Genomic DNA, 19747 nt, shown 5'->3' with positions numbered 1-19747 from the left:
ACTGGTCGCCTTCCCACCGCCCCGTCGTCCATGCGCCATTCCCTTTTCCCCCGGTTTTCCGTTTTCGCATCGGTCCTGCTGCTGACCGCGCTCGGCTGCCAGGCTGCCGCACCGCTGCGGATCGGCCTGCTCGATCCGCTGGGTGAACGCAGCGGACTGGGCGGCTCTGCCGCGGCAATTCGCAATCTGCTGCGCCACAGCAACGGCAGCGAGCTGCGCATCATCAGCCATGACATCGCCGGGCTGCGCCAGGCCGTGGCCGACCGCACCGTCGACTTCGTCATCACCAACAGCGGCCAGTACATCACGCTGGAGCACGAATTCGGCATCAGCCGCATTGCCACCCTGGCCGCGCCACGGGGCACGCCGGATCGGGCCATCGGTTCGGCCGTGCTGGTCCGGGCATCGCGCCAGGATCTGCAGGCGCTGTCCGATCTGCCCGGCCACAGTCTGATGGCCGTGTCGCCGGACGCCTTTGGCGGCTGGCAGACGGCATGGCGCGAGCTGCATGCGCTGGGCATCAGCCCTGACGATCTGTCCGCGCTGCGCTTTGCCGGGTTTCCGCTGCAGGGCATTGTCGATGCGGTGCGCCGGGGCGATATCGATGCCGGGGTGGTGCAGACCTGTCTGCTGGAAGACCTGATCGCCGCCGGGCGGGTGCCGGCCGGGGAATTGCGCGTACTGTCGCCGCACCACGGCGACGGCATGTCATGCCGGCATTCGACCCGCCTGTACCCGGACTGGCCGGTCGCCGCCCTGCGGTCGACCCCGCCAGAAACAGCGCGCCGGCTGGCCATCCAGCTGCTGTCGACACCGACGACGGCCGACGGTTATGGCTGGAGCATTGCCACCGACTACGGCCCGGTGTCGGCCCTGATGCAGGAACTCGAAATCGGCCCCTATCTCTATCTGCGCGAGACCTCGCCGCGAGGCCTCGCGCTGCGCTACTGGCCGGTCCTGCTCGGACTGGCCCTGTTGCTGTTGCTGTGGGGACTGCACAGCCTGCGGGTCGAACGCCAGGTGCAGCGCCGCACGGCAGAATTGCGCCAGGCCATCGTCGAGCGCGAACAGGCCGAGCAGGATGCGCAGGCCCAGCGTGAACAGTTGCAGCATGCCGCCCGCCTGTCGGCCCTCGGCGAAATGTCAACGACGCTGGTCCACGAGCTGGCCCAGCCGCTGGCCGCCATCCGCAATTACGCGCACGGTCTGCTGCGCCGGCTCGACCGCACGCCGCTCGACCCGGCTGCACTGGCCGAGGCCGGCCATGGCGTGGTTGAACAGGTCGAACGCACCGAGGCCATCATTGACCGCGTCCGCCATCTGGCGCGAAAACGTCCGACAGACCGCGAGCGTCGTCAGGCCGGCCCGTTGCTGGCCGGCGCAGTCGAGCTGTTCCGCTGCGTGCAGCCGTCGGCCGCCGCCGCGCTGCAACTGGACATCGACGCCGACGCGGCCTCGCGCATGCTGAATGTCGATCCGCTGCAGATCGAGCAGGTCATGCTGAATCTGCTGCAGAATGCCGTCGAGGCAACCCGGCGCAGCGCGGAACCGGCGATTCGCATCCATGTCCGCGCCGAGGCAGACTGGCTGAGCATTGCGGTGCGGGACAACGGCCCCGGCGCCAGCGAAGCCACCCTGACCCGGCTGTTCGAACCGTTCTACACCACACGTGAGCAGGGACTCGGGCTCGGGCTGTCGATCTGCCATTCGATCATCGAACGCCACGGCGGCCGCGTCCAGGCACAGTTGGCCGCCAACGGCCCCGGTCTGATCATCACCTTCACCCTGCCCTGCACCCCGGACCCCGCATGAATACCGATACCCTGATCTATATCGTCGATGATGACGCCGGCCTGCGCCGCTCGCTGGCCTATCTGCTCGACTCGGTCGGCTGGAAAAGGGAAGCCTTCGACAGTAGCGAGGCCTTTCTCGCCGGCTGGCAACCGCAGCGTCCCGCCTGCCTGCTGCTCGATGTCCGCATGCCGGGTATCAGCGGGCTTGAGCTGCAGCGCCGCCTGCGGCGTGATGGCCACCAGTTGCCGATCGTGTTCATGACCGGTCATGGCGACATCCCGATGGCCGTGGAGGCGATGCGCGCCGGCGCAGTCGACTTTATCGAAAAGCCGTTCCGCGACCAGGCCCTGCTTGATGCGCTGGAGCGCGCCTTGCACAAGGTGCCGGCGGCCATGCGCATGCTGTCGCTGCGCGACAAGTATGCAACGCTGACGGCGCGCGAACGCATGGTGGCGGAACAGGTCGCCGCCGGCATGCCGAACAAGCGCATCGCCCAGCGACTGGACATCAGCGAGCGCACGGTGCAGGTCCATCGCCAGAATGCGCTGGACAAGATGGGCGCAGCGTCGGCGGCGGAACTCGCCGCCGCGCTGCTGCGGCTGGAGGACGGAAGCGCACCCTGATTCAGAATGAATGTGTCAGACCGAAACCGAGGGTCTGTTCCGTCGACGCCTTTTCCATGGCACTGGTCACCAGCCCATAGGACACATGGGCCAGCGTACGTTTCGTTAACGCATAATCAAGACCAACCACATACTGGGCAATTTTTTCATCTATCGAGGCTTCCTTTGTTTCTTCATTAGGCATTTCATCACGTATACCCCAGATTCTGGCATATGAAATTCGTGGCGTAAACGCACCAAAAGTATAAGCAACCGTTATTGCAGCTTCAGTAGTGCTGAGCGAATTTTCAGGGTCAAACACTCCATCTCTTTCCTGAGGATCCCTGAATTTTTTCATCAGATTTTGACTGGGGTTGTATATTTTATTTTGCCCGTAAGCTAATGCCAGTGCCAATTTTCCGTTATCGTAGCCGGTCTCCAGTCGCCAGTAATGGCTGGATTTTTTCCCGCTTCCCGCCATGCCCACACTTTCCAGGGAAGGTTCCAGATTGGCACTGCCAAATTTCACATAACCCGCATCAATGAAAAATCCCTTGTGCTCAAAACCCAGCCCCAGACTGCTTGTGCTCTGGTTCGTGCGCCGCGTTCCCGCTGCTGCATAGTGACGAACCTCGTCGACCCCGTACAGTGCAGTCAGTTTGAAACCCGCCAGTTCCGGGCTGTCATAACGGATGGCATTGCGGACATAGTCGTCCAGCCAGTTGGTCGACAGGATGGACAGGCCGTTGACCCCGTCACCATAGGCCCAGGGGTCGACTTTCTGCATGTCGTCCTTCAGGTAGGTGCCGAGATTGCCAAGCCGCAGCGTGCCGAAGCCACCGGACAGGCCGACAAAGCTGTTGCGGGTCGCCCACTTCGCTCCGTCACCATCAGCACTGCCATCCAGCCGCAGTTTCTGCTCGACCTGCCAGATCGCCTTCAGGCCATTGCCCAGACTCTCGTTGCCCTTGAAGCCGATAAAGGAACCATTATCCCCTACCAGCATGCCGGCCTTGTATTGTTCATAAAACAGTTCGTCACTGGTTGCTTTCGGGTCTGTCTGAAAGGAATAGTCGGCAGCCTTCCCGTACTCGACTCCGACCGCCAGTTTTCCATACAGCGTTGCATCGGCCATTGCAGCCGCAGGCAGCAGTGTCAGCGCCAGTAATGTGCATTTTTTCATAGCAAATAGCTCATAATTTGATTGAGGGAGAGACAGGAATTAATTTCCCGCGCACAGCAACATTGCCTCCATGCAGAGACCATAACCAATATCGACCCGCCGTGTGATTAACTCACACGACCACCTTAATATCATCAATACGGCGCAGGCAAATCACAAACCGCAAACAACTTCATCGTGTGGTTTTTTTATCGCAACGGGTCCGCGCTGTGCGGGAATACTCACAGATCGTCCAGCAGGCGGAAGCCCAGTCCCGCATGCAGGCTGGCGGATGGCGGCGTGACGGCGTGGGCGGCGAGGGTCCGGACCCCTCTGGCCATGCACAAGCGGATGAATTCGGTCAGCGCCCGCCGGCCGGCACCGCGCACACTGTATGCCGTATAAGGCGGCAATACGCTGTCTGGCCGGGACAACACGTATTCGACCGTGGCCTGCCCGCCGTTCAGCGTCCCCTGCACGAGTGATGCCAGGCGGTCCTGGTAGTACACCGCCACCAGCACCCTGCCCGGGGCAAGGGGCGGCCTCATTTCCAGCAACAGGTTAGACGTCAGCGAGCTGCCCCAGTGCGCCAGCCGAGAGGTCGCCATCCCCGGGGGGCGCCCCGCCGCCCCTTCTTCCTCGCTGTCCGAATCGTCGCTGAGGGCGCTGCCTGCGGCGCCATAGGCCGCCAGCCACCCTTCCAGCGTCGAAGTCACTTCGCGATAGGCCGGATCCTGCAGCCTGCTTTGGTCGAAAACCGCCACGCGGAAATCGGCCGGCGCTTCGACCCAGTTGCCTTGTCGCCACAGCCGGGGAGAATCAGGCAGGGGGGTGAAACGGGTTACATCAAGTTCATAGCGGCCAATGGCGGCAGGGGTGTCCGGCGTAACCACGATCGGCTGGAACTGGTCAGTCACATTCCCGGAGGGGAAGTCGTCAGGAATCAGCCTTCCGTACGAGGACGAATAGAACAGTGATGCCGCCACGTCATGAGCATGTCTGATCTGGGCCAGCCGTTCGCGCTGGGTGGCGTACAGGTTCTGCACCCGCTCGATCAAGCGGGCAATCTCGGCCGGATTCATGCCGGTGTGTTGTTCCACCGTGCCATGCCGGATGATGCGATCGATCACGCCATTGAAGAACGCCACATCCCACCGGGCTCCGTAGAGGCGATGAAATACGGTCAGGATGTCCAGCGTCCAGTACGCGCACGCGGCAGGATCGCCGTCGAGGCCGCGCCGCATGAAGCGCCTCGGCATCAGGATGCGCTCCACCGTGATTCCGCACGCGCGCGACGTACCGTACAGCAGGAAGGGGTCCTGCCGGTCGGTGAAGAGTTCCCGGACCCGGGTCAGCGGGGGGATGACCGGCTGCACGTGGTTGCTGCGGCCGAGCGGCGAGAGGTCGCCGGCGACGTGCAGCAGCATGGCGTTGCGCGGCGGCATGTCACCCTTTATATAGCGATGGATCGCTTCGGGCTGGTTGCACTTCCCCTGCACCACGTAGTTGAAGATGGCCAGCAGCGGATTGGCATAGCACAGCGCCAGGCCATAGGAACGGTAGGCCCTTTTCGGCCCGGTTCCCACGGCGAATGACAGGCTCGCCAGCCGGACGTCAGGGCTGTGCGACAGGATGGTGAAGGTTTCTGGCACGACCCCGTCCGGCTTTGTGCCGTTGAACAGCTCGGCCAGTGGCGAGGCACGCAGCAGCTGCCGGTTCGCGCCGAGTTCCAGGACCTGATAGCGCAGGGCCCGTTCCCCTTCGCGCTCGAAAGCCAGGGTCAGGAAGCGGGTTGCCGGATCGAGTGCGTGCGGCTGGCCGACGGGGGGCGAGAGCGAGCCGTGGCCCCGGCCGAGTCGCCCGCGATCAAGGCTGAAACGGAGCGGGAAGCGCCCGGCATGGGTGATTTCCATCCAGGATGTCGGGCGGCGGATGCTGAACGTGAACTGAAAGGTCTTGATGTCGAAGAACGCGTGGTTCCAGAGTTCGCCGTAAATGGCATCTATCGCATAGCTGTCGGTTTCGCCGAGCGGGCACTCGCGATGGCAGCCGATCCTTGTCCGGGCCACGTCGAACTGGCGCAGGCCAGGCCGTGCCGGCACGGCCAGATCCGCCCCCGGCGGGTTGAAGACGATGCTGCCGCGTGCCGGATCGCGGCCGGATGCGTAGACCCTCAGTCCCTGGGGAATGCTGACCGAGGCGATCTTCCCGCCGGACCCCGCCGTCAGCGCCAGCGGACTGCCGGGCTCGCGACACTGTGCCGGCCCGACCGACTTCGGCTGTGCGTAGAAGCAGGCTTGCGGTACCAGAAAGGCGGAAGCGACCCTGCCCGACACAGCCAGTTCGCCATTGCGGGTCAGGATCCGGTATGGCGGCTGGTACAGCCGGTTCGGCGACAGGTACAGTTTGGCATTCCCGCCGACGTGGAGGTGGTTGACCACGCCGGCAGTCCATTGCCGCCGGCCCCGTGCCGCCTCCAGGTCGAACAGTGGGTCCTCCTCCGTCACGCAGCGACCGGCACTGGCGCCCAGCAGGCAGGCAAACGGCTCGCCGGCGCCGGCGCCGGGGGCCACCATGATCAATGCAATAATGGTTTTCCATTCAGCCAGAAAATGCCGCATGCCCAGCCTCCATCACGGTTTTCACCTCGATGGCATGACGCTATGGCAAGCGCGCCGGCAGGACAAATTCGCGTGCCATCCCGCGCGTTCCTGTGGTTTCGGTGGCCTGCCCGGGCTGCCCGGCATGCATGGGCAGGCCCGGATCTGTTAGAATCGCGGCTTGCCGTTGGCTGCCCTGGCGCGCCGACTCTTCACGGCCCAGCGCCCATCGGGACCGGACCGGATTTCCCACTGACCCACACTGACCGCAATTGCGACACCTGATGAATTTCAACTCTGGTCGCTTCTGGCTGAAAACCGCGGTTTATGCGCTGCTGACAACTGTTATCGCCGGCCTGGCGGTTTTCCTGCTGCTGCTGTGGCAATTCGACAGCGATGCCGCTCGCCGCGAGCTTGAACACGCCTTTGCCGCCCAGGGCCGCACGCTGAAGGTCAGCGGCCCGGTTTCCCCGCTGTTCTGGCCGCGTCCCGGGATCGCGGTCGACAATGTGTCGCTGAGCGAGGCGGACGGCCACAGCGATTTTGCCGCCATGCGCCGGATCGAGCTGCGCTTCGCCTGGCTGCCCTTGCTGCAAAAGCACTATCTGGTCAGGCAGGTGCGCCTGCTCGGCGTCGATGCGACCGTCATCCGGCGCCCGGACGGCACGATGAACATTGCCGACCTGTTCGATGCCCGGCAGCAGAACGAACGCGTGCACGTCAAGCTGGACGATCTGTCCATTGCCGATGGCGACATCAGCTGGCGCGACGAGATTTCCGGACGCAAGGGCCGGCTGACCGCCCTGCGTCTTGATGCAGGCAATATGGAAGACAGCGGCGAGATCGAGGTGTCGACGCAACTGGCCTGGGACGGCCGCCAGTTCGATCTGCATGGCAAGCTGCCGGTCTCGATCGCCGACGACCAGGTCCGCGTCGACGGTTTCGCGCTCGATGCCAGAACCCACCTGCCCCGCATGCAGGTGCTGTCGGCACAGCTGACCGGCAGCCTGATGCTGAACCAGGCAAGGGGACTGCTTGAGGCCAGCCAGCTGGAACTCAAGCTGGAAACCGCCAAACCCGCCGCCACCGCCGTCATCCGCGCGCCGAAACTGGACCTGTCCGCCGACGGCATCTTTGCGCCGTCGGTGCGCTTTGCGCTGAACCTGGGCGACCAGGAAACCCACTATCTGCTGGACGGCCAGGCCAGCAATGTCCGCTCGGCCAACGGCCGGAGCCAGGCGCAGAATATTGCCGGCAACTTCCAGTGGGAAAACGGCAAGAACCGGCTGAAGGTCGAGTATTCGGCACCGGCCGTGATGGACGGTCTGTCGTCGCTCCGGCTGCAACCGGCCGGTGTGCGCGCCGCGCTGAGCACGCCCTACCTGCCGCGCGGCGTGATCCGCACCGAGCTGACCGGCCAGATTGACGCCGACCTGCAGGCGGAAACGCTGCAGTCCCGCCTCAGCGGTCTGTTCGACGGGGCCCGGCTCGATCTGGACATCCGCCAGAAGAGCTTTACCAGGCCGCATCACGACGTCTCGCTGACGCTGGCCCGGCTCGACCTGAACCGCTACCTGCCGGCGCAGGACGGGCCGCTGGCCCCGCTGCTGCGTTCCAGCCAGAAGATCAACCTCGACTGGCTGTCCGATGTCGATCTGAACGGCCGGGTCGCCATCGGCCAGTTCGACGTCGGCCGTTTCTCGGTGCAGCAGGTCGACATGGATGTCAGGGCGAGCAGCACCGGCGTCGACATCAACCGCTTTACCGCCCAGATCTACCAGGGGGTGCTGGCCGGTACGCTGAGCATCAGCAACGACCCCACGCCGTCGCTGCACATCGACCAGAAGCTGTCGCACATGAATGTGCATCCTCTGCTGAAGGACCTGTTCGACTTCAGCCGCATCGAAGGGCGCGGCAACGGTGCCGCCGACCTGACGGCCAGCGGACGCACGTTCGACGAGCTGCGCAGCACGCTGGGCGGCACACTGTCGGTCAGCCTGTCCGAGGGTGCGCTGACCGGCATCAATCTGGTCGAAGCGCTGAAGAACCTGCCGGCCGAGCTGTCGCAATGGGGTACGCAGACCATCGCCAGCGACCTGAAGCAGAAGACGCCGTTCCAGCGGCTGTCGGCAAGCTTTGCCTTCGACAAGGGCGTCGGTCGCAACCATGACCTGAAGCTGGCCTCACCGCTGATCGACCTCAATGGCCAGGGCAAGCTCGATCTGAGCCAGAACATCGTCGACTATGCATTCAATGTGCGCGCCAATCCGGTAGAGTTCCCGAAACTCAAGGGACTGAATGTACCGATCAAGATCACCGGTGCCCTGCCCGCCCCGACCTACGCGCTGGACTTCAATGCCCTGGTCAAGGACAAGAAAACCGATGCAGAAAAGCAGCAGGTCCTGAAGGACCAGCTGACGCGCCCGCTGCAGGTGTTGAAATAAGCCGCCTACAGTTCATCTGCCAGCCGGAAACCAAGCCGGGCATGCATTGTGGCTGACGGTGGCGTGACGGCGCGGGCGGCAATGCTTCTGACATTGCGTTCCCGGCACAGCGCAATGAATGCCTCCAGCGCCCGGCTGCCACCGCCACGCAGGCTGCTTTCGGTGTACGGCTTGAGCACGCTTTGCGGGTGGGAGACGATCGAGATGACCTCGCCAACGCCTTCCCTGATTTCTCCAAGCAGCATGCTGACCAGGCGGCCACGGAAATAGACGGCCACGACATGGGATCCCAGCCTGAAGCCCTGCGTGGCTTCCTGGACAAACGTCGTTGACAACGCATACCCCCAGCGTCGCAATGAGATAGGCAGCTGTGATGGCACGGAAGCCATCCCCACGGTGGCATTATCGTCAAACCGGGAAGCCCAGGACTGCAGTTCGACATAGAGCGCAGCAAAGGCCGGGTTGTTGCGCCTTGCCTGCGAGGCCGGAAACACGGTCGTGGTGAAATCCTGATCGGTCGCAACCCAGTGCCTGCCCTGCCACCGCCTCGGAGGGATCGTCCTGGCCACACTGCGCTGGAGGTCCAGCCGGTACTCGCCAAGCGGAGCATGTACCATCTCGGCATCTGACGGGGCCATGTCCGGCGCCTCCCCGCCCGGGTCGGGCACGTCCTCCGGATTCAAGACCTGAAGCGCCGAGGCATAGTACAGGGAGGCCGCGCTGGAATAAGCCAGGATGGCAGTCCCTATGGTATCCACATCCTGCTGCCGTGCTGATGCCAGTACCAGGCGGACCAGATGCTGCTCTGCCTGCGGCTCACTGCTCGCATGACCGGTAGAGCCGGTTTCGATGATGTTGGCGATCACCCTGTTGAACAGGGAGGCATCCCGGGTATCACCGAACACCCGGTTGAAGGCACTCAGGATATCTTGCGTCCGGACAAGGCAATGGTGGTCCGTGCCGCGTTTCACCGCGCGGTCCGCATCGCGTGGTACCAGCACGATTTCCATCGGCAGTCTGCATGCCCGCGCTATGCCGTAGGCCTGGAATTGATTGCGCCCGTTCATCAGGAGTTCGTTGATTTTGCTGAAAGCCGGCATGCCATACCGAGCGAACGTGTCTCTCGGCTTCGCATCGGCATCGCCGGCCACATGAAGCATCAGCGCTTTCCGGGGAATGACCATGCCTTTCAGATAGCGATACAGCCGATCCGGCTGATTGCACACCCCGCTGGTCACATAATTGTAAATAGCCAGAACAGGCATGAGGTAGCACATGGCCAGGCCGGCAGCAGAGCGTTTTTTGTCCTTTTCCGGTTTCACCATTACCGCAAAAGTCAGATTTTCAATCTGCACATCCTGACTTCTTGATTTGATGGTAAAGGTGCTTCTTTTTAACGGATCATTCTTTATCTCTCCGCCCACCGGTGCGTAATTCGGGAATTTTGAAAAAATGGGCGACACACCCAGCATTTTCTTGCTGTGGTCAAGCCCAATAACCTGATAGCGAATATATTCATTGGTAATCAGTTCAATCGCAAGCGACAGATACCGGACATCACTGGCGATGGATACCGAGGAAAATTGTGCACGATTCGCACCTGCGTGATAAATGTACAGCACACCGCCATGCAGCACGAAACTGACGCCGCCATGGCCATCCAGCGAGACCTCGAACATGGAGCCTCGCCCGGTCCTGAAGGTGAACTGGAATGTTTTTCTGTCAAAAAGCGGGCCATTCCACATGTCGCCAAAAATGGCATCGAGTGCATAGCTGTCCGAAACCCCGATGGGGCAGCCGCGATCGCAGCCAACGCGGGTCCGGGCCACTTTTATTTTCCGGATACTGTCCTGCTGCCCGTTCGCGGCCAGGGTTGCCATGTCCACATCGCTGTCGTCGTATGCATACCAGCGCTCCGCCCGCGTACCTATCCGGTCATACGATGCATAAACCCGGATTCCCTTTGGGATACGGATCGAGGATGTTTTTCTGTCCATACTGGACGGCATGGCCATATCTGCACCCGGCTCGCTGCAAAGGCTGAGTCCCTGCTGCCGTTCATGCTGAAAAAAGCAGGCGCGGGGCACCATGTAGAAGGACAGCGCTTTCCTTGCCAGGCTATCCCGCTTCGTGACGTATGTACTGCTGTCGATGGCCGCCAATGGCTGCATGAATCGGCCCTGGCCATACAGATAGACTTTGGCATCACCATTGACAATCAGCCGTTTTTCCTTTTCCTTTCCCTTGAAATGGCGGGCCAGAACAGGATTGGATACCAGATCCAGCGTTGGACTTTCTCCTGTGATGCAGATATTTGAATCTGCAGTGGCCAGGCAGGCACTCTGCATTGTGCCTGCGCTGGCGATCGCCGGCAGGCAGGCTGCGGCCATGACGCCAGTCATGATTCGGCAAATCATATCGGATACCTTGTAGGTGGCCTACATCATTGCCTGCGCAGGATTTTCAATGAGAGGTGACACAAATGGAAATTCAGGCGCCACTTGAACCTGCAGCGATGACTGAACAGGCAAACGCAGCCCCCGAATTTATCCTTGGCCTTCGGAAAAGACCCTACTCCGCGAAAAACGGCATGGCAAATGACTCAGCCATTACTGTGGTTTTTATGATCTGCCGCCGCCGGCCGTCATCCACCCCGGCAGTGGCCGGCCAGTGATTTTGTCGCGAAAACCCCGCGCGGCCGACAGGAAGAAAAGGGCCAACGTGCTAGAATTCGGCACTCAAGTACAACGCCAGCAAGGACTCTTGATGAAAACCACGCTTGTCGCGCTCGCGCTGGGCCTGTGCTCACTGACGGCGCTGGCCGCCAACCCGCATGTTGCGTTGAAGACCAGCCAGGGTACGGTCGAAGTCGAGCTCTATCCGGAGCAGGCGCCGAAGACTGTCGCCAACTTTACCCAGTATGTGAAAGACGGCTTCTATGACGGCACGCAGTTTCATCGCGTGATCGACGGTTTCATGGTCCAGGGCGGCGGCTTTGACCGCACGTTCAAGGAAAAGCCGACCCGTGCACCGATTCCGAACGAAGCCAATAATGGCCTGAAGAACGAGCTCGGCACGCTGGCCATGGCCCGCACTTCGGACCCGAACTCGGCCAGCGCCCAGTTCTTCATCAATGTGGCTGACAACGCCTTTCTCAACTACCGGGCACCGACCACGCAAGGCTATGGCTATGCCGTGTTCGGCCGCGTGGTCAAGGGCATGGATGTCGTGAACCGCATCGCCAAAAGCAGGACGACCCGGCAGGGCATGTATCAGGATGTGCCGGCCACGCCGGTCCTGATCGAAAAAGCCACGCTGCTTCCGTAATTTCTCCCAGGAAAGACTGTAATGATCAAGCTGACCACCAACTTCGGCGTCATCACCCTGCAACTGTTCGCCGACAAAGCGCCGAAGACCGTTGCCAACTTCGAGCAGTATGTGCGCGACGGCCATTTCGATGGCACCGTGTTCCATCGCATCATCAACGGCTTCATGATCCAGGGCGGCGGTTTCGCTGCCGGCATGGTGCAGAAGCCGACCCGCGAACCGATCGAGAACGAGGCCGCCAACGGTCTGTCGAACAAGATCTACACCGTGGCCATGGCCCGCACCAGCGCCCCGCACTCGGCGTCGGCGCAGTTCTTCATCAATGTGGCCGACAACGATTTCCTCGACTTCAAGAGCGCGGATGCACAGGGTTTCGGCTACTGCGTGTTCGGTGAAGTGGTCGATGGCAAGGACGTGGTCGACAATATCAAGACGGTCAAGACCGGCCGCCGCGGCATGCACCAGGATGTGCCGCTGGAAGACGTCGTGGTCGAAAAGGCCGAAGTGGTCGAAGCCGCCGCGGCCTGATCCGCCCGGCCGGAACGGCGCAGGCGTCTGGCCCGCACCGTTCCGGCTGCTGATGAAGGCGGGTACCGACGGCTGCCATGGCGCCGGTGCCTGCCCGCTGCGCCCGCTCTTCCAACCCGCATGGCACTCCTTGCCGGACCGCACCCTACGTGGCCACCCTTTTCCTGTCCGACCTGCACCTGTCTGCCGATACTCCGGCCTTCAATGACCGTTTCACCGCCCTGCTCGGCGAAGCCAGCGGGCGCATCGACGCGCTCTACCTGCTTGGCGACCTGTTCGATGCCTGGCTGGGCGACGACGACGACACGCCCTTCTCCAGTGACCTGCAGGCGCGTCTGGCCGCCTTTACCGCCATCACGCCGGTCCGGGTCATGAACGGCAACCGCGATTTCCTGATCGGCCGGCGCTTTGCCGCCCGGACCGGGGTCAGCCTGCTCGACGATCCGGCCACCGTCACCCTGTACGACCGCCGCTACCTGCTCAGCCACGGCGACAGCCTGTGCACCGATGATGTCGCCTACCAGCGCTACCGTGCCGCCATCCGCCGTCCTGCCCGGCGCTGGTTGCTGGAACACCTGCCGTTGTCCATTCGTCGCGCCATCGCCCGTGCGCTGCGCGCACGCAGCCAGGCCGACAAGGCAGACAAGCCGGCCGCAATCATGGACGTCAATGCCGGCGCCGTGGCCAGCCTGCTGGCAGCGCATCCCGGGGCCACGCTGATCCATGGCCATACCCATCGCCCGGGTCACCACTATCACCGTGTCGGACGCGACCAGCGCGAGCGCTGGGTGCTGCCGGACTGGCGTCCCGGTCAGATGGGCGGTTTGTGGGTCGATGCCGGCGGCCCGCGCTTCAGCGCTGACCCGCTCGCCGATCTGGCCGCACTCAGCTCGAACAACTGACGGACAGCCCGTCGGCCCAGTCCGGCGGCAGACCGGCCCAGGCCTCGTCGCCGATGCCGTCGGCGTACGGCCGGGCCAGCGCCGCAGCCAGTGCCGCCATCAGCGAGAAATCTTCCTGTTCCGCCGCCCGGATCGCCGCCTCGGCCATCCAGTTGCGCAGCACGATGCGCGGGTTGACCGCCTGCATCGCCCGGCCGCGTGCGGCCGCGTCACCGTGCAGGCGGCGGCGATAGTCGGCGGCCCAGCGATCAAAGCGCTCGCGATCGACAAACAGGTCACGAACCGCCTCATTGCGCTGCGCGGCAAAATCACCCAGCCGGCGCCAGAACAGCGTCCAGTCGGTCCGCTCGGCATTCATCTGTTCGAGCAGCGCCGTCAGCAGCGGCCAGTCCCGCTCGTCCTCCCAGTCGGCAAGACCCAGCTTGGCGGCAAAGCGCGCGGCCAGTGCGGTCTCGAACAGCCCGGTATAGCGTGCCAGCGCGGCTTCCAGCCCGGCCTGCCCGGTCAGCGGCAGCAGGGCGCTGGCCAGGCAGGCCAGATTCCACTGGCCGATGCCGGGCTGGCGGTCCCACGCATAGCGGCCGGACGGATCGGAGTGGTTGCAGATGTGGCCAGCATCGAAACCATCCAGAAAGCCGAACGGTCCATAGTCGAGCGTCAGGCCGAGGATGGACATATTGTCGGTATTCATCACCCCGTGACAGAAGCCGACCACCTGCCAGTCGGCCATCAGCGTCGCCGTGCGGGCCACCACCTCGCCGAACAGCGCCAGCACCGGGTCGGCATGGGCGCGGCAGGCAGGGAAATGGCGGTCGATCACGTAGTCGGCCAGCGCACGCAGGGCCTCCAGCCGGCCGTGGTGGGCAAAGAACTCGAAGTGGCCGAAGCGGATGAAACTCGGTGACACCCGGGCCACCACCGCCGTCGTTTCCATCTGCTCGCGCCGCACCCTGGCCGGCGAGGTCACCATGCTCAGCGCCCGCGTGGTCGGAATGCCCAGCCCGTGCATCGCTTCGGAACACAGGTATTCGCGGATTGACGAACGCAGCACGGCACGGCCGTCACCCATGCGCGAATACGGCGTCTGCCCGGCTCCTTTCAGCTGGATTTCCTGCGGGCCGTCCGCACTGTCGATCTCGCCGAGCAGCAAGGCACGGCCATCGCCAAGCTGCGGCACCCACACACCGAACTGATGACCGGCGTAGACCGTGGCCGCCGCTTCTCCGCCGGCATTGCCGGCCAGCAGGGCGACCGTACCCACCGCGTCGGCCGTCGGCGCGTCGATGCCGAGCGACGCGGCCAGTGCGGTGTTGACGATCGCCAGCCGTGGCGACGGCAGCGGGGTCGGCAATACCCGGCGGGCGAATTCGGCATGCACCGCGGCATGGCGGGAAGGAAGCAGGCGCTGTTGCAGGGTCGGCATGGCGATAACGGCTGAGGGAAAGCGGCCAGCATACGGCCTGCGCTGCCGGGGCGAAATTCACACCGCCAGCAGGGTTATGGCTGCGCCCCGGGAGCAGGCACGCCCAGACCGCGCCATTCGCTGGCCAGTTCGACGCGCAACGCATCGATGACCGGATCGCCATCGCGATCAGCCGGATAGATGAACTGCAGTTCGGCAGTCTTGACCACATCGGGCACCAGATAGCCCATGCCGTCGGCGTCGGCGCGAATGGCATCGTCCTCGCGCATCAGCACTGCACCGATACCGACCGACATCAGCGTCGCCATGATCGGGACATGGTCGACGTCGATCAGTTTTTTCGGGGCAATATTGAGTTCGCGCCACAATTCGCTACAGAGCTTGTTGAAACTCGACAGCGACGACATGCCGACCCACGGAATCTTGCCCAGCGCCTTCGGCCCGCCACTTTCGATCCGTTCGCGCCAGCCGTTCGGCACCATGACCCGGAAGTGGATGTCGGCCAGGTGCACGGTATTGACGTTCACATACGGGTTCTTGCCGATATAGAAGCCGGCGTCGATTTCCTTCTTGCGCACCTGGTTCAGAATGACGCCGGTCACGTTGTGACGGATCTGGATATCCAGTAGCGGGTATTTTTCCACCAGCGACGCAATCCACGGCCCGATATGCAGCATTTCCGGCGTGGTGATGGTGCCGATGATGGCCCGTCCCGCCAACTGGCCTTTCAGCCCGCGCGCGTGGTTCAGCAGATCGCGGCTGGACGTCAGGATCGACTGGGCCCGCGGCAGCAATTCCTCGCCGGCCCGCGTCAGCCGGACACCACCGGCGCTGCGGTCGAACAGCGGCATGCCCATGTCTTCTTCCAGCGCCTTGATCTGTGCGGTAACGGCTGGCTGGCTCAGGTGCAGCAGTTCGGCGGCCTGGGTCAGGTGTCCCTGCTGGGCCACGGTGACAAAGGTGCGCAATTGATAGAGTTCCATCTACTCCTCCTGGTCTGGCTGGCCGCCGCCCACGTCACCAGGGCGACGAAAAGCGACGCTCATTCCCAATTATTGACCTTGATTCTACAGGGGTCATGACAAGCGACAGCAGTAAATTAGAGCAAAAATTCCAATTTTTCTCGCACTTCCCAGTGTCATTAACAGCCCGCAAAGCCTTGCCAGTACTGGGTTTGTGCACCACAGCATCAGTCTGCGTGATTTTCTGCATCAAAAATTGCGATTGGAGGCTGACGTCAACGTCAACGTACATTCCATTGCGTGCCGGACCTTCGCTGTCCGCGCCACCCAAAGGAGGAAACGATGAACAACGACGAAGTCCTAAAACGGGTACAACAAAACCCGAAGTTCGCAGAGCTGGTGCACAAGAAAACCAGCTTCGGCTGGGCGCTCTCGATCGCCATGCTGGTCATTTACTACGGCTTCATCCTGATTCTGGCTTTTTCGCCGCATACGCTCGGCACGCCCATCAGCAGCAGCGGCGTGACCACCTGGGGCATCCCGGTGGGTATCGGCATCATTCTGTCGGCTTTCGTCCTGACCGGCATCTATGTGCGCCGGGCGAATACCGAGTTCGACCAGCTCAATCAGCAAATTGTCGATGAGGTGAACGCATGAAACAACGCTGGCTTTCCATTCTGGGAGGGGGTGCCATCGCCCTGCTCCCGCTCGCCGCGCTTGCCGCCGGCGCGATCGAAGGTGACGTGAAGCAGCAACCGCTGAACATGCACGCCATCATCATGTTCTTCGTGTTTGTCGCGTTCACGCTGGGCATCACCTACTGGGCTGCCCGCCGCACGCGTTCTGCGTCCGACTTCTATGCAGCCGGTGGCGGCATCACCGGCTTCCAGAACGGACTCGCCATCGCTGGCGACTACATGTCCGCCGCGTCCTTCCTCGGCATTTCCGCCATGGTGTACACCTCCGGCTATGACGGCCTGATCTACTCGATGGGCTTCCTGGTCGGCTGGCCGGTGATTCTGTTCCTGATCGCGGAGCGGCTGCGCAACCTCGGCAAATACACGTTTGCCGACGTCGCCAGCTACCGCCTGCAGCAGACCCCGGTCCGCTCGCTGGCCGCGACCGGCACGCTGATTGTGGTGTCGATCTACCTGATCGCGCAGATGGTCGGTGCCGGCAAGCTGATCCAGTTGCTGTTCGGCATGAACTACTCGTCGGCCGTGGTCATGGTCGGCGTGCTGATGGTCCTGTACGTGACCTTCGGCGGCATGCTGGCCACCACCTGGGTGCAGATCATCAAGGCGATCATGCTGCTGTCCGGTGCAACCTTCATGGCGGTCATGGTGCTGGCCTACGTCGGCTTCAGCCCCGAGGCGCTGTTCGCCAAGTCGGTCGAAGTCCACAGCAAGCATCTGGCGATCATGGAACCGGGCCAGCTGGTGTCCAACCCGATCGACGCGATCTCGCTCGGCATCGCCCTGATGTTCGGTACCGCAGGCCTGCCGCACATCCTGATGCGCTTCTTCACGGTGAAGAACGCCAAGGAAGCACGCAAGTCGGTGTTCTACGCGACGGGCTTCATCGGCTACTTCTACATCCTGACCTTCATCATCGGCTTCGGCGCGATCCTGCTGGTCGGCACCAACCCGAACTTCTTCGAAGGCGGCAATCTGGGCGGCAAGCTGCTGGGCGGTGCGAACATGGCGGCGGTCCACCTGGCCGATGCCGTGGGCGGCGACCTGTTCCTCGGCTTCATCTCGGCGGTGGCATTCGCGACGATTCTTGCTGTGGTGTCGGGTCTGGCCCTGTCCGGTGCCTCGGCGGTGTCGCATGACCTGTACGCCAGCGTGTTCAAGAAGGGCAAGGCCAACGAAGCGGACGAAATCCGTGTGTCGAAGATCACCACCCTGGTGCTCGGCGTGCTGTCGATTATCCTCGGCATCGCCTTCGAAACGCAGAACGTCGCCTTCATGGTCGGCCTGGCCTTCTCGGTCGCCGCATCGGCCAACTTCCCGATCCTGTTCCTGTCCATGTTCTGGAAGGGCCTGACCACCCGCGGTGCCGTGCTCGGCGGTGCCATCGGTCTGGTCTCGGCCGTGGTCATGATCCTGCTCGGGCCGACGGTCTGGGTCGATGTGCTGAAGCATGACGCCCCGCTGTTCCCGTTCAAGAACCCGGCCCTGTTCTCGATGACCCTGGCGTTCCTGAGCACCTGGCTCATCTCGGTCCTCGACAACTCGCGTACCGCGAACGAAGAACGTGCCAGGTTTGACGCCCAGTTCGTGCGGGCCATGACCGGCATCGGCGCCACCGGCGCATCCAAGCACTAAAGCAAGTCACCCGCCCGGAAACGGGCGGGGCCTTCCCGGCCACCACCGGGGAGGCGGCAGTCCGGGTCGGGGAAGCCCCAACCCGGACTGCCCCACACCAGTCTCACAGATGTCCAAGGAGAATCAGCCATGTCCACCATCGAATCCGTACTCAAGGAAACCCGCAGTTTCGCGCCGATCGACGCTTTCCGTCAGAACGCCACCCTGTCCGGCATGGAGGCATACAACACCGTCTGCGAACGCGCGAACAACGATTACGAAGGCTTCTGGGCCGACCTGGCCCGCGAACTGCTGAGCTGGCACAAGCCGTTCACCCGCACCTTCGACGGCAGCAATGCCCCGTTCTTCAAATGGTTCGACGATGGCCTGCTGAACGTCTCCTGGAATTGCCTTGACCGTCACCTCGACCAGCATGGCGACAAGACCGCCATCATTTTCGAGTCCGATGACGGACAGTCCACCCCGATCAGCTACCGCAGCCTGTATGAACAGGTGTGCCAGTTTGCCAACGGCCTGAGAAAGCTCGGCGTGGAAAAGGGTGACCGCGTGGTCATCTACATGCCGATGACGGTGCAGGCCGTCATTGCCATGCAGGCTTGCGCCCGCATCGGCGCCATTCACTCGGTGGTGTTCGGCGGCTTCTCCGCCGGCGCGCTGCGCGACCGCATCATCGATGCCGGCGCCAAAATCGTCATTACCGCCAACGAAGGCATGCGCGGCGGCAAGACCGTGCCGCTGAAGGCGACTGTTGACGAAGCGCTGGACGCCGGCGGTTGCGACAGCGTCGAGAAGGTTATCGTGCAGAAGCGTACCGCCGGCAATACGCCGATGGGTGCGCGCGACATCGGCTGGGACGAGCTGACCGCCGGTCTGCCGCTCGACTGCGAACCGACCTGGGTCGAAGCCGATCACCCGCTGTTTATCCTGTACACCTCCGGTTCGACCGGCAAGCCGAAGGGCATCCAGCATTCGAGCGCCGGCTACCTGCTCGGCGCCGCCAACAGCTTCCGCTGGGCGTTCGACTACAAGCCGGACGACGTGTTCTGGTGCACGGCTGACGTCGGCTGGATCACCGGCCACACCTACATCTGCTACGGCCCGCTGGCGATGGGCGCGACCCAGGTCGTGTTCGAGGGCGTGCCGACCTACCCGGACGCCAGCCGCTTCTGGAGCATGATCGAACGCCACAAGGTCACCACCTTCTACACCGCCCCGACGGCGATCCGTTCGCTGATCAAGCTCGGCGCCGATCTGCCGAAGCAGTTCGACCTGTCCAGCCTGCGCCTGCTCGGCACGGTCGGCGAGCCGATCAACCCGGAAGCGTGGATGTGGTACTACGAAGTGGTTGGCGGCGGTCGTTGCCCGATCGTCGACACCTGGTGGCAGACCGAAACCGGCAGCGCGATGATCGCGCCGATGCCGGGCGCGGTGGCGACCAAGCCGGGCAGTTGCACCCTGCCGCTGCCGGGCATCATGGCCGATATCGTCGACGAATCCGGCGCGCCGGTCGAACTTGGCAATGGCGGCTTCCTGGTCATCAAGCGTCCGTTCCCGAGCCTGGTCCGCACCATCTGGAACGATGCCGACCGCTTCCGCAAGACCTACTTCCCGGACGAGTTCAACGGCCAGTACTACCTGGCCGGCGACTCGGCGCACCGCGACGAGGACGGCTA

Annotated in this window: 15 protein-coding genes; 10 read left to right on the top strand and 5 right to left on the bottom strand. The window is 63.0% G+C overall.

All coding sequences use genetic code 11. The features are described from left to right. Positions 1-30 precede the first annotated feature (30 nt). Complete coding sequence (locus tag Q352_RS20985) at positions 31-1812, top strand: sensor histidine kinase (protein ID WP_051528927.1); 1782 nt, start codon at positions 31-33, stop codon at positions 1810-1812. Continuing rightward, positions 1809-2417, top strand: a complete 609-nt coding sequence (locus Q352_RS0112745; protein WP_028499685.1) for a response regulator transcription factor — start codon at positions 1809-1811, stop codon at positions 2415-2417. The genes Q352_RS20985 and Q352_RS0112745 overlap by 4 nt, the downstream gene beginning before the upstream one ends. 1 nt (position 2418) lies before the next feature. Here Q352_RS0112745 and Q352_RS0112740 read toward each other — a convergent pair whose 3' ends face one another. Together Q352_RS0112740 and Q352_RS0112735 are read right to left on the bottom strand one after the other, a co-directional pair. Continuing rightward, positions 2419-3579 carry a porin gene (locus tag Q352_RS0112740; RefSeq protein ID WP_028499684.1) on the bottom strand — a complete coding sequence of 387 codons (1161 nt, stop codon included), beginning with the start codon at positions 3577-3579 and terminating at the stop codon, positions 2419-2421. A gap of 221 nt (positions 3580-3800) precedes the next feature. Next, a complete protein-coding gene (locus Q352_RS0112735) occupies positions 3801-6134 on the bottom strand; it encodes a GNAT family N-acetyltransferase (protein ID WP_156952547.1) in 2334 nt (777 codons plus the stop codon). A 308-nt stretch (positions 6135-6442) separates the two neighbouring features. On the opposite strand from Q352_RS0112735, the gene Q352_RS0112730 reads away from it, so the two are divergent. Beyond that, complete coding sequence (locus tag Q352_RS0112730; RefSeq protein ID WP_028499682.1) at positions 6443-8602, top strand: AsmA family protein; 2160 nt, start codon at positions 6443-6445, stop codon at positions 8600-8602. A gap of 5 nt (positions 8603-8607) precedes the next feature. Here the strand turns inward: Q352_RS0112730 and Q352_RS20980 are convergent, their stop codons facing one another. Then, positions 8608-11004, bottom strand: a complete 2397-nt coding sequence (locus Q352_RS20980) for an exotoxin A binding domain-containing protein (RefSeq protein ID WP_156952546.1) — start codon at positions 11002-11004, stop codon at positions 8608-8610. Between the two features lie 80 nt (positions 11005-11084). Here Q352_RS20980 and Q352_RS23425 point away from each other — a divergent pair, with 80 nt between their 5' ends. The 4 genes from Q352_RS23425 (at position 11085) to Q352_RS0112710 (ending at position 13359) form a co-directional block, all read left to right on the top strand. Then, the gene (locus Q352_RS23425; protein WP_156952545.1) at positions 11085-11276 is read left to right on the top strand and encodes a hypothetical protein; all 192 of its coding nucleotides are present in this window, start codon (positions 11085-11087) and stop codon (positions 11274-11276) included. A gap of 92 nt (positions 11277-11368) precedes the next feature. Next, positions 11369-11929 carry a peptidylprolyl isomerase gene (locus Q352_RS0112720; protein WP_028499680.1) on the top strand — a complete coding sequence of 187 codons (561 nt, stop codon included), beginning with the start codon at positions 11369-11371 and terminating at the stop codon, positions 11927-11929. Between the two features lie 21 nt (positions 11930-11950). After that, positions 11951-12457: a peptidylprolyl isomerase gene (locus Q352_RS0112715; RefSeq protein WP_028499679.1), complete on the top strand. Its 507-nt coding sequence runs from the start codon at positions 11951-11953 to the stop codon at positions 12455-12457. A gap of 149 nt (positions 12458-12606) precedes the next feature. Then, the gene (locus Q352_RS0112710) at positions 12607-13359 is read left to right on the top strand and encodes a UDP-2,3-diacylglucosamine diphosphatase (protein WP_028499678.1); all 753 of its coding nucleotides are present in this window, start codon (positions 12607-12609) and stop codon (positions 13357-13359) included. On the opposite strand, the gene Q352_RS0112705 is transcribed toward Q352_RS0112710, so the two are convergent. Continuing rightward, complete coding sequence (locus Q352_RS0112705; protein ID WP_051528926.1) at positions 13343-14782, bottom strand: protein adenylyltransferase SelO; 1440 nt, start codon at positions 14780-14782, stop codon at positions 13343-13345. The genes Q352_RS0112710 and Q352_RS0112705 overlap by 17 nt on opposite strands. Before the next feature lie 74 nt (positions 14783-14856). After that, positions 14857-15765, bottom strand: coding sequence for a LysR family transcriptional regulator (locus tag Q352_RS0112700; protein WP_028499676.1), 909 nt, complete (start codon positions 15763-15765; stop codon positions 14857-14859). A 321-nt stretch (positions 15766-16086) separates the two neighbouring features. On the opposite strand from Q352_RS0112700, the gene Q352_RS0112695 reads away from it, so the two are divergent. The 3 genes from Q352_RS0112695 to acs all read left to right on the top strand — a co-directional run. After that, the gene (locus Q352_RS0112695) at positions 16087-16401 is read left to right on the top strand and encodes a DUF485 domain-containing protein (RefSeq protein WP_028499675.1); all 315 of its coding nucleotides are present in this window, start codon (positions 16087-16089) and stop codon (positions 16399-16401) included. Beyond that, positions 16398-18074 (top strand): cation acetate symporter, encoded by a 1677-nt coding sequence (locus Q352_RS0112690; protein WP_028499674.1) that lies wholly within the window; start codon positions 16398-16400, stop codon positions 18072-18074. The genes Q352_RS0112695 and Q352_RS0112690 overlap by 4 nt, the downstream gene beginning before the upstream one ends. A gap of 129 nt (positions 18075-18203) precedes the next feature. Beyond that, a partial coding sequence (acs, locus tag Q352_RS0112685; protein WP_028499673.1) for an acetate--CoA ligase occupies positions 18204-19747 on the top strand: 1544 nt, incomplete at its 3' end.

Source organism: Microvirgula aerodenitrificans DSM 15089, assembly GCF_000620105.1.
In the GTDB taxonomy this organism is placed as follows: Bacteria; Pseudomonadota; Gammaproteobacteria; order Burkholderiales; family Aquaspirillaceae; genus Microvirgula; species Microvirgula aerodenitrificans.
Note: the sequence above shows the minus strand (reverse complement) of the source record. Positions and strands in the feature narration are given on the sequence as shown.

Bases quoted from the DNA above. Each gene is read 5' to 3' on its own strand.
- Q352_RS20985 (WP_051528927.1), top strand. From the start codon at position 31: ATGCGCCATTCCCTTTTCCCCCGGTTTTCCGTTTTCGCATCGGTCCTG.
- Q352_RS0112745 (WP_028499685.1), top strand. From the start codon at position 1,809: ATGAATACCGATACCCTGATCTATATCGTCGATGATGACGCCGGCCTG.
- Q352_RS0112740 (WP_028499684.1), bottom strand. From the start codon at position 3,579: ATGAAAAAATGCACATTACTGGCGCTGACACTGCTGCCTGCGGCTGCA.
- Q352_RS0112735 (WP_156952547.1), bottom strand. From the start codon at position 6,134: ATGGTGGCCCCCGGCGCCGGCGCCGGCGAGCCGTTTGCCTGCCTGCTG.
- Q352_RS0112730 (WP_028499682.1), top strand. From the start codon at position 6,443: ATGAATTTCAACTCTGGTCGCTTCTGGCTGAAAACCGCGGTTTATGCG.
- Q352_RS20980 (WP_156952546.1), bottom strand. From the start codon at position 11,004: ATGACTGGCGTCATGGCCGCAGCCTGCCTGCCGGCGATCGCCAGCGCA.
- Q352_RS23425 (WP_156952545.1), top strand. From the start codon at position 11,085: ATGGAAATTCAGGCGCCACTTGAACCTGCAGCGATGACTGAACAGGCA.
- Q352_RS0112720 (WP_028499680.1), top strand. From the start codon at position 11,369: ATGAAAACCACGCTTGTCGCGCTCGCGCTGGGCCTGTGCTCACTGACG.
- Q352_RS0112715 (WP_028499679.1), top strand. From the start codon at position 11,951: ATGATCAAGCTGACCACCAACTTCGGCGTCATCACCCTGCAACTGTTC.
- Q352_RS0112705 (WP_051528926.1), bottom strand. From the start codon at position 14,782: ATGCCGACCCTGCAACAGCGCCTGCTTCCTTCCCGCCATGCCGCGGTG.
- Q352_RS0112700 (WP_028499676.1), bottom strand. From the start codon at position 15,765: ATGGAACTCTATCAATTGCGCACCTTTGTCACCGTGGCCCAGCAGGGA.
- Q352_RS0112695 (WP_028499675.1), top strand. From the start codon at position 16,087: ATGAACAACGACGAAGTCCTAAAACGGGTACAACAAAACCCGAAGTTC.
- Q352_RS0112690 (WP_028499674.1), top strand. From the start codon at position 16,398: ATGAAACAACGCTGGCTTTCCATTCTGGGAGGGGGTGCCATCGCCCTG.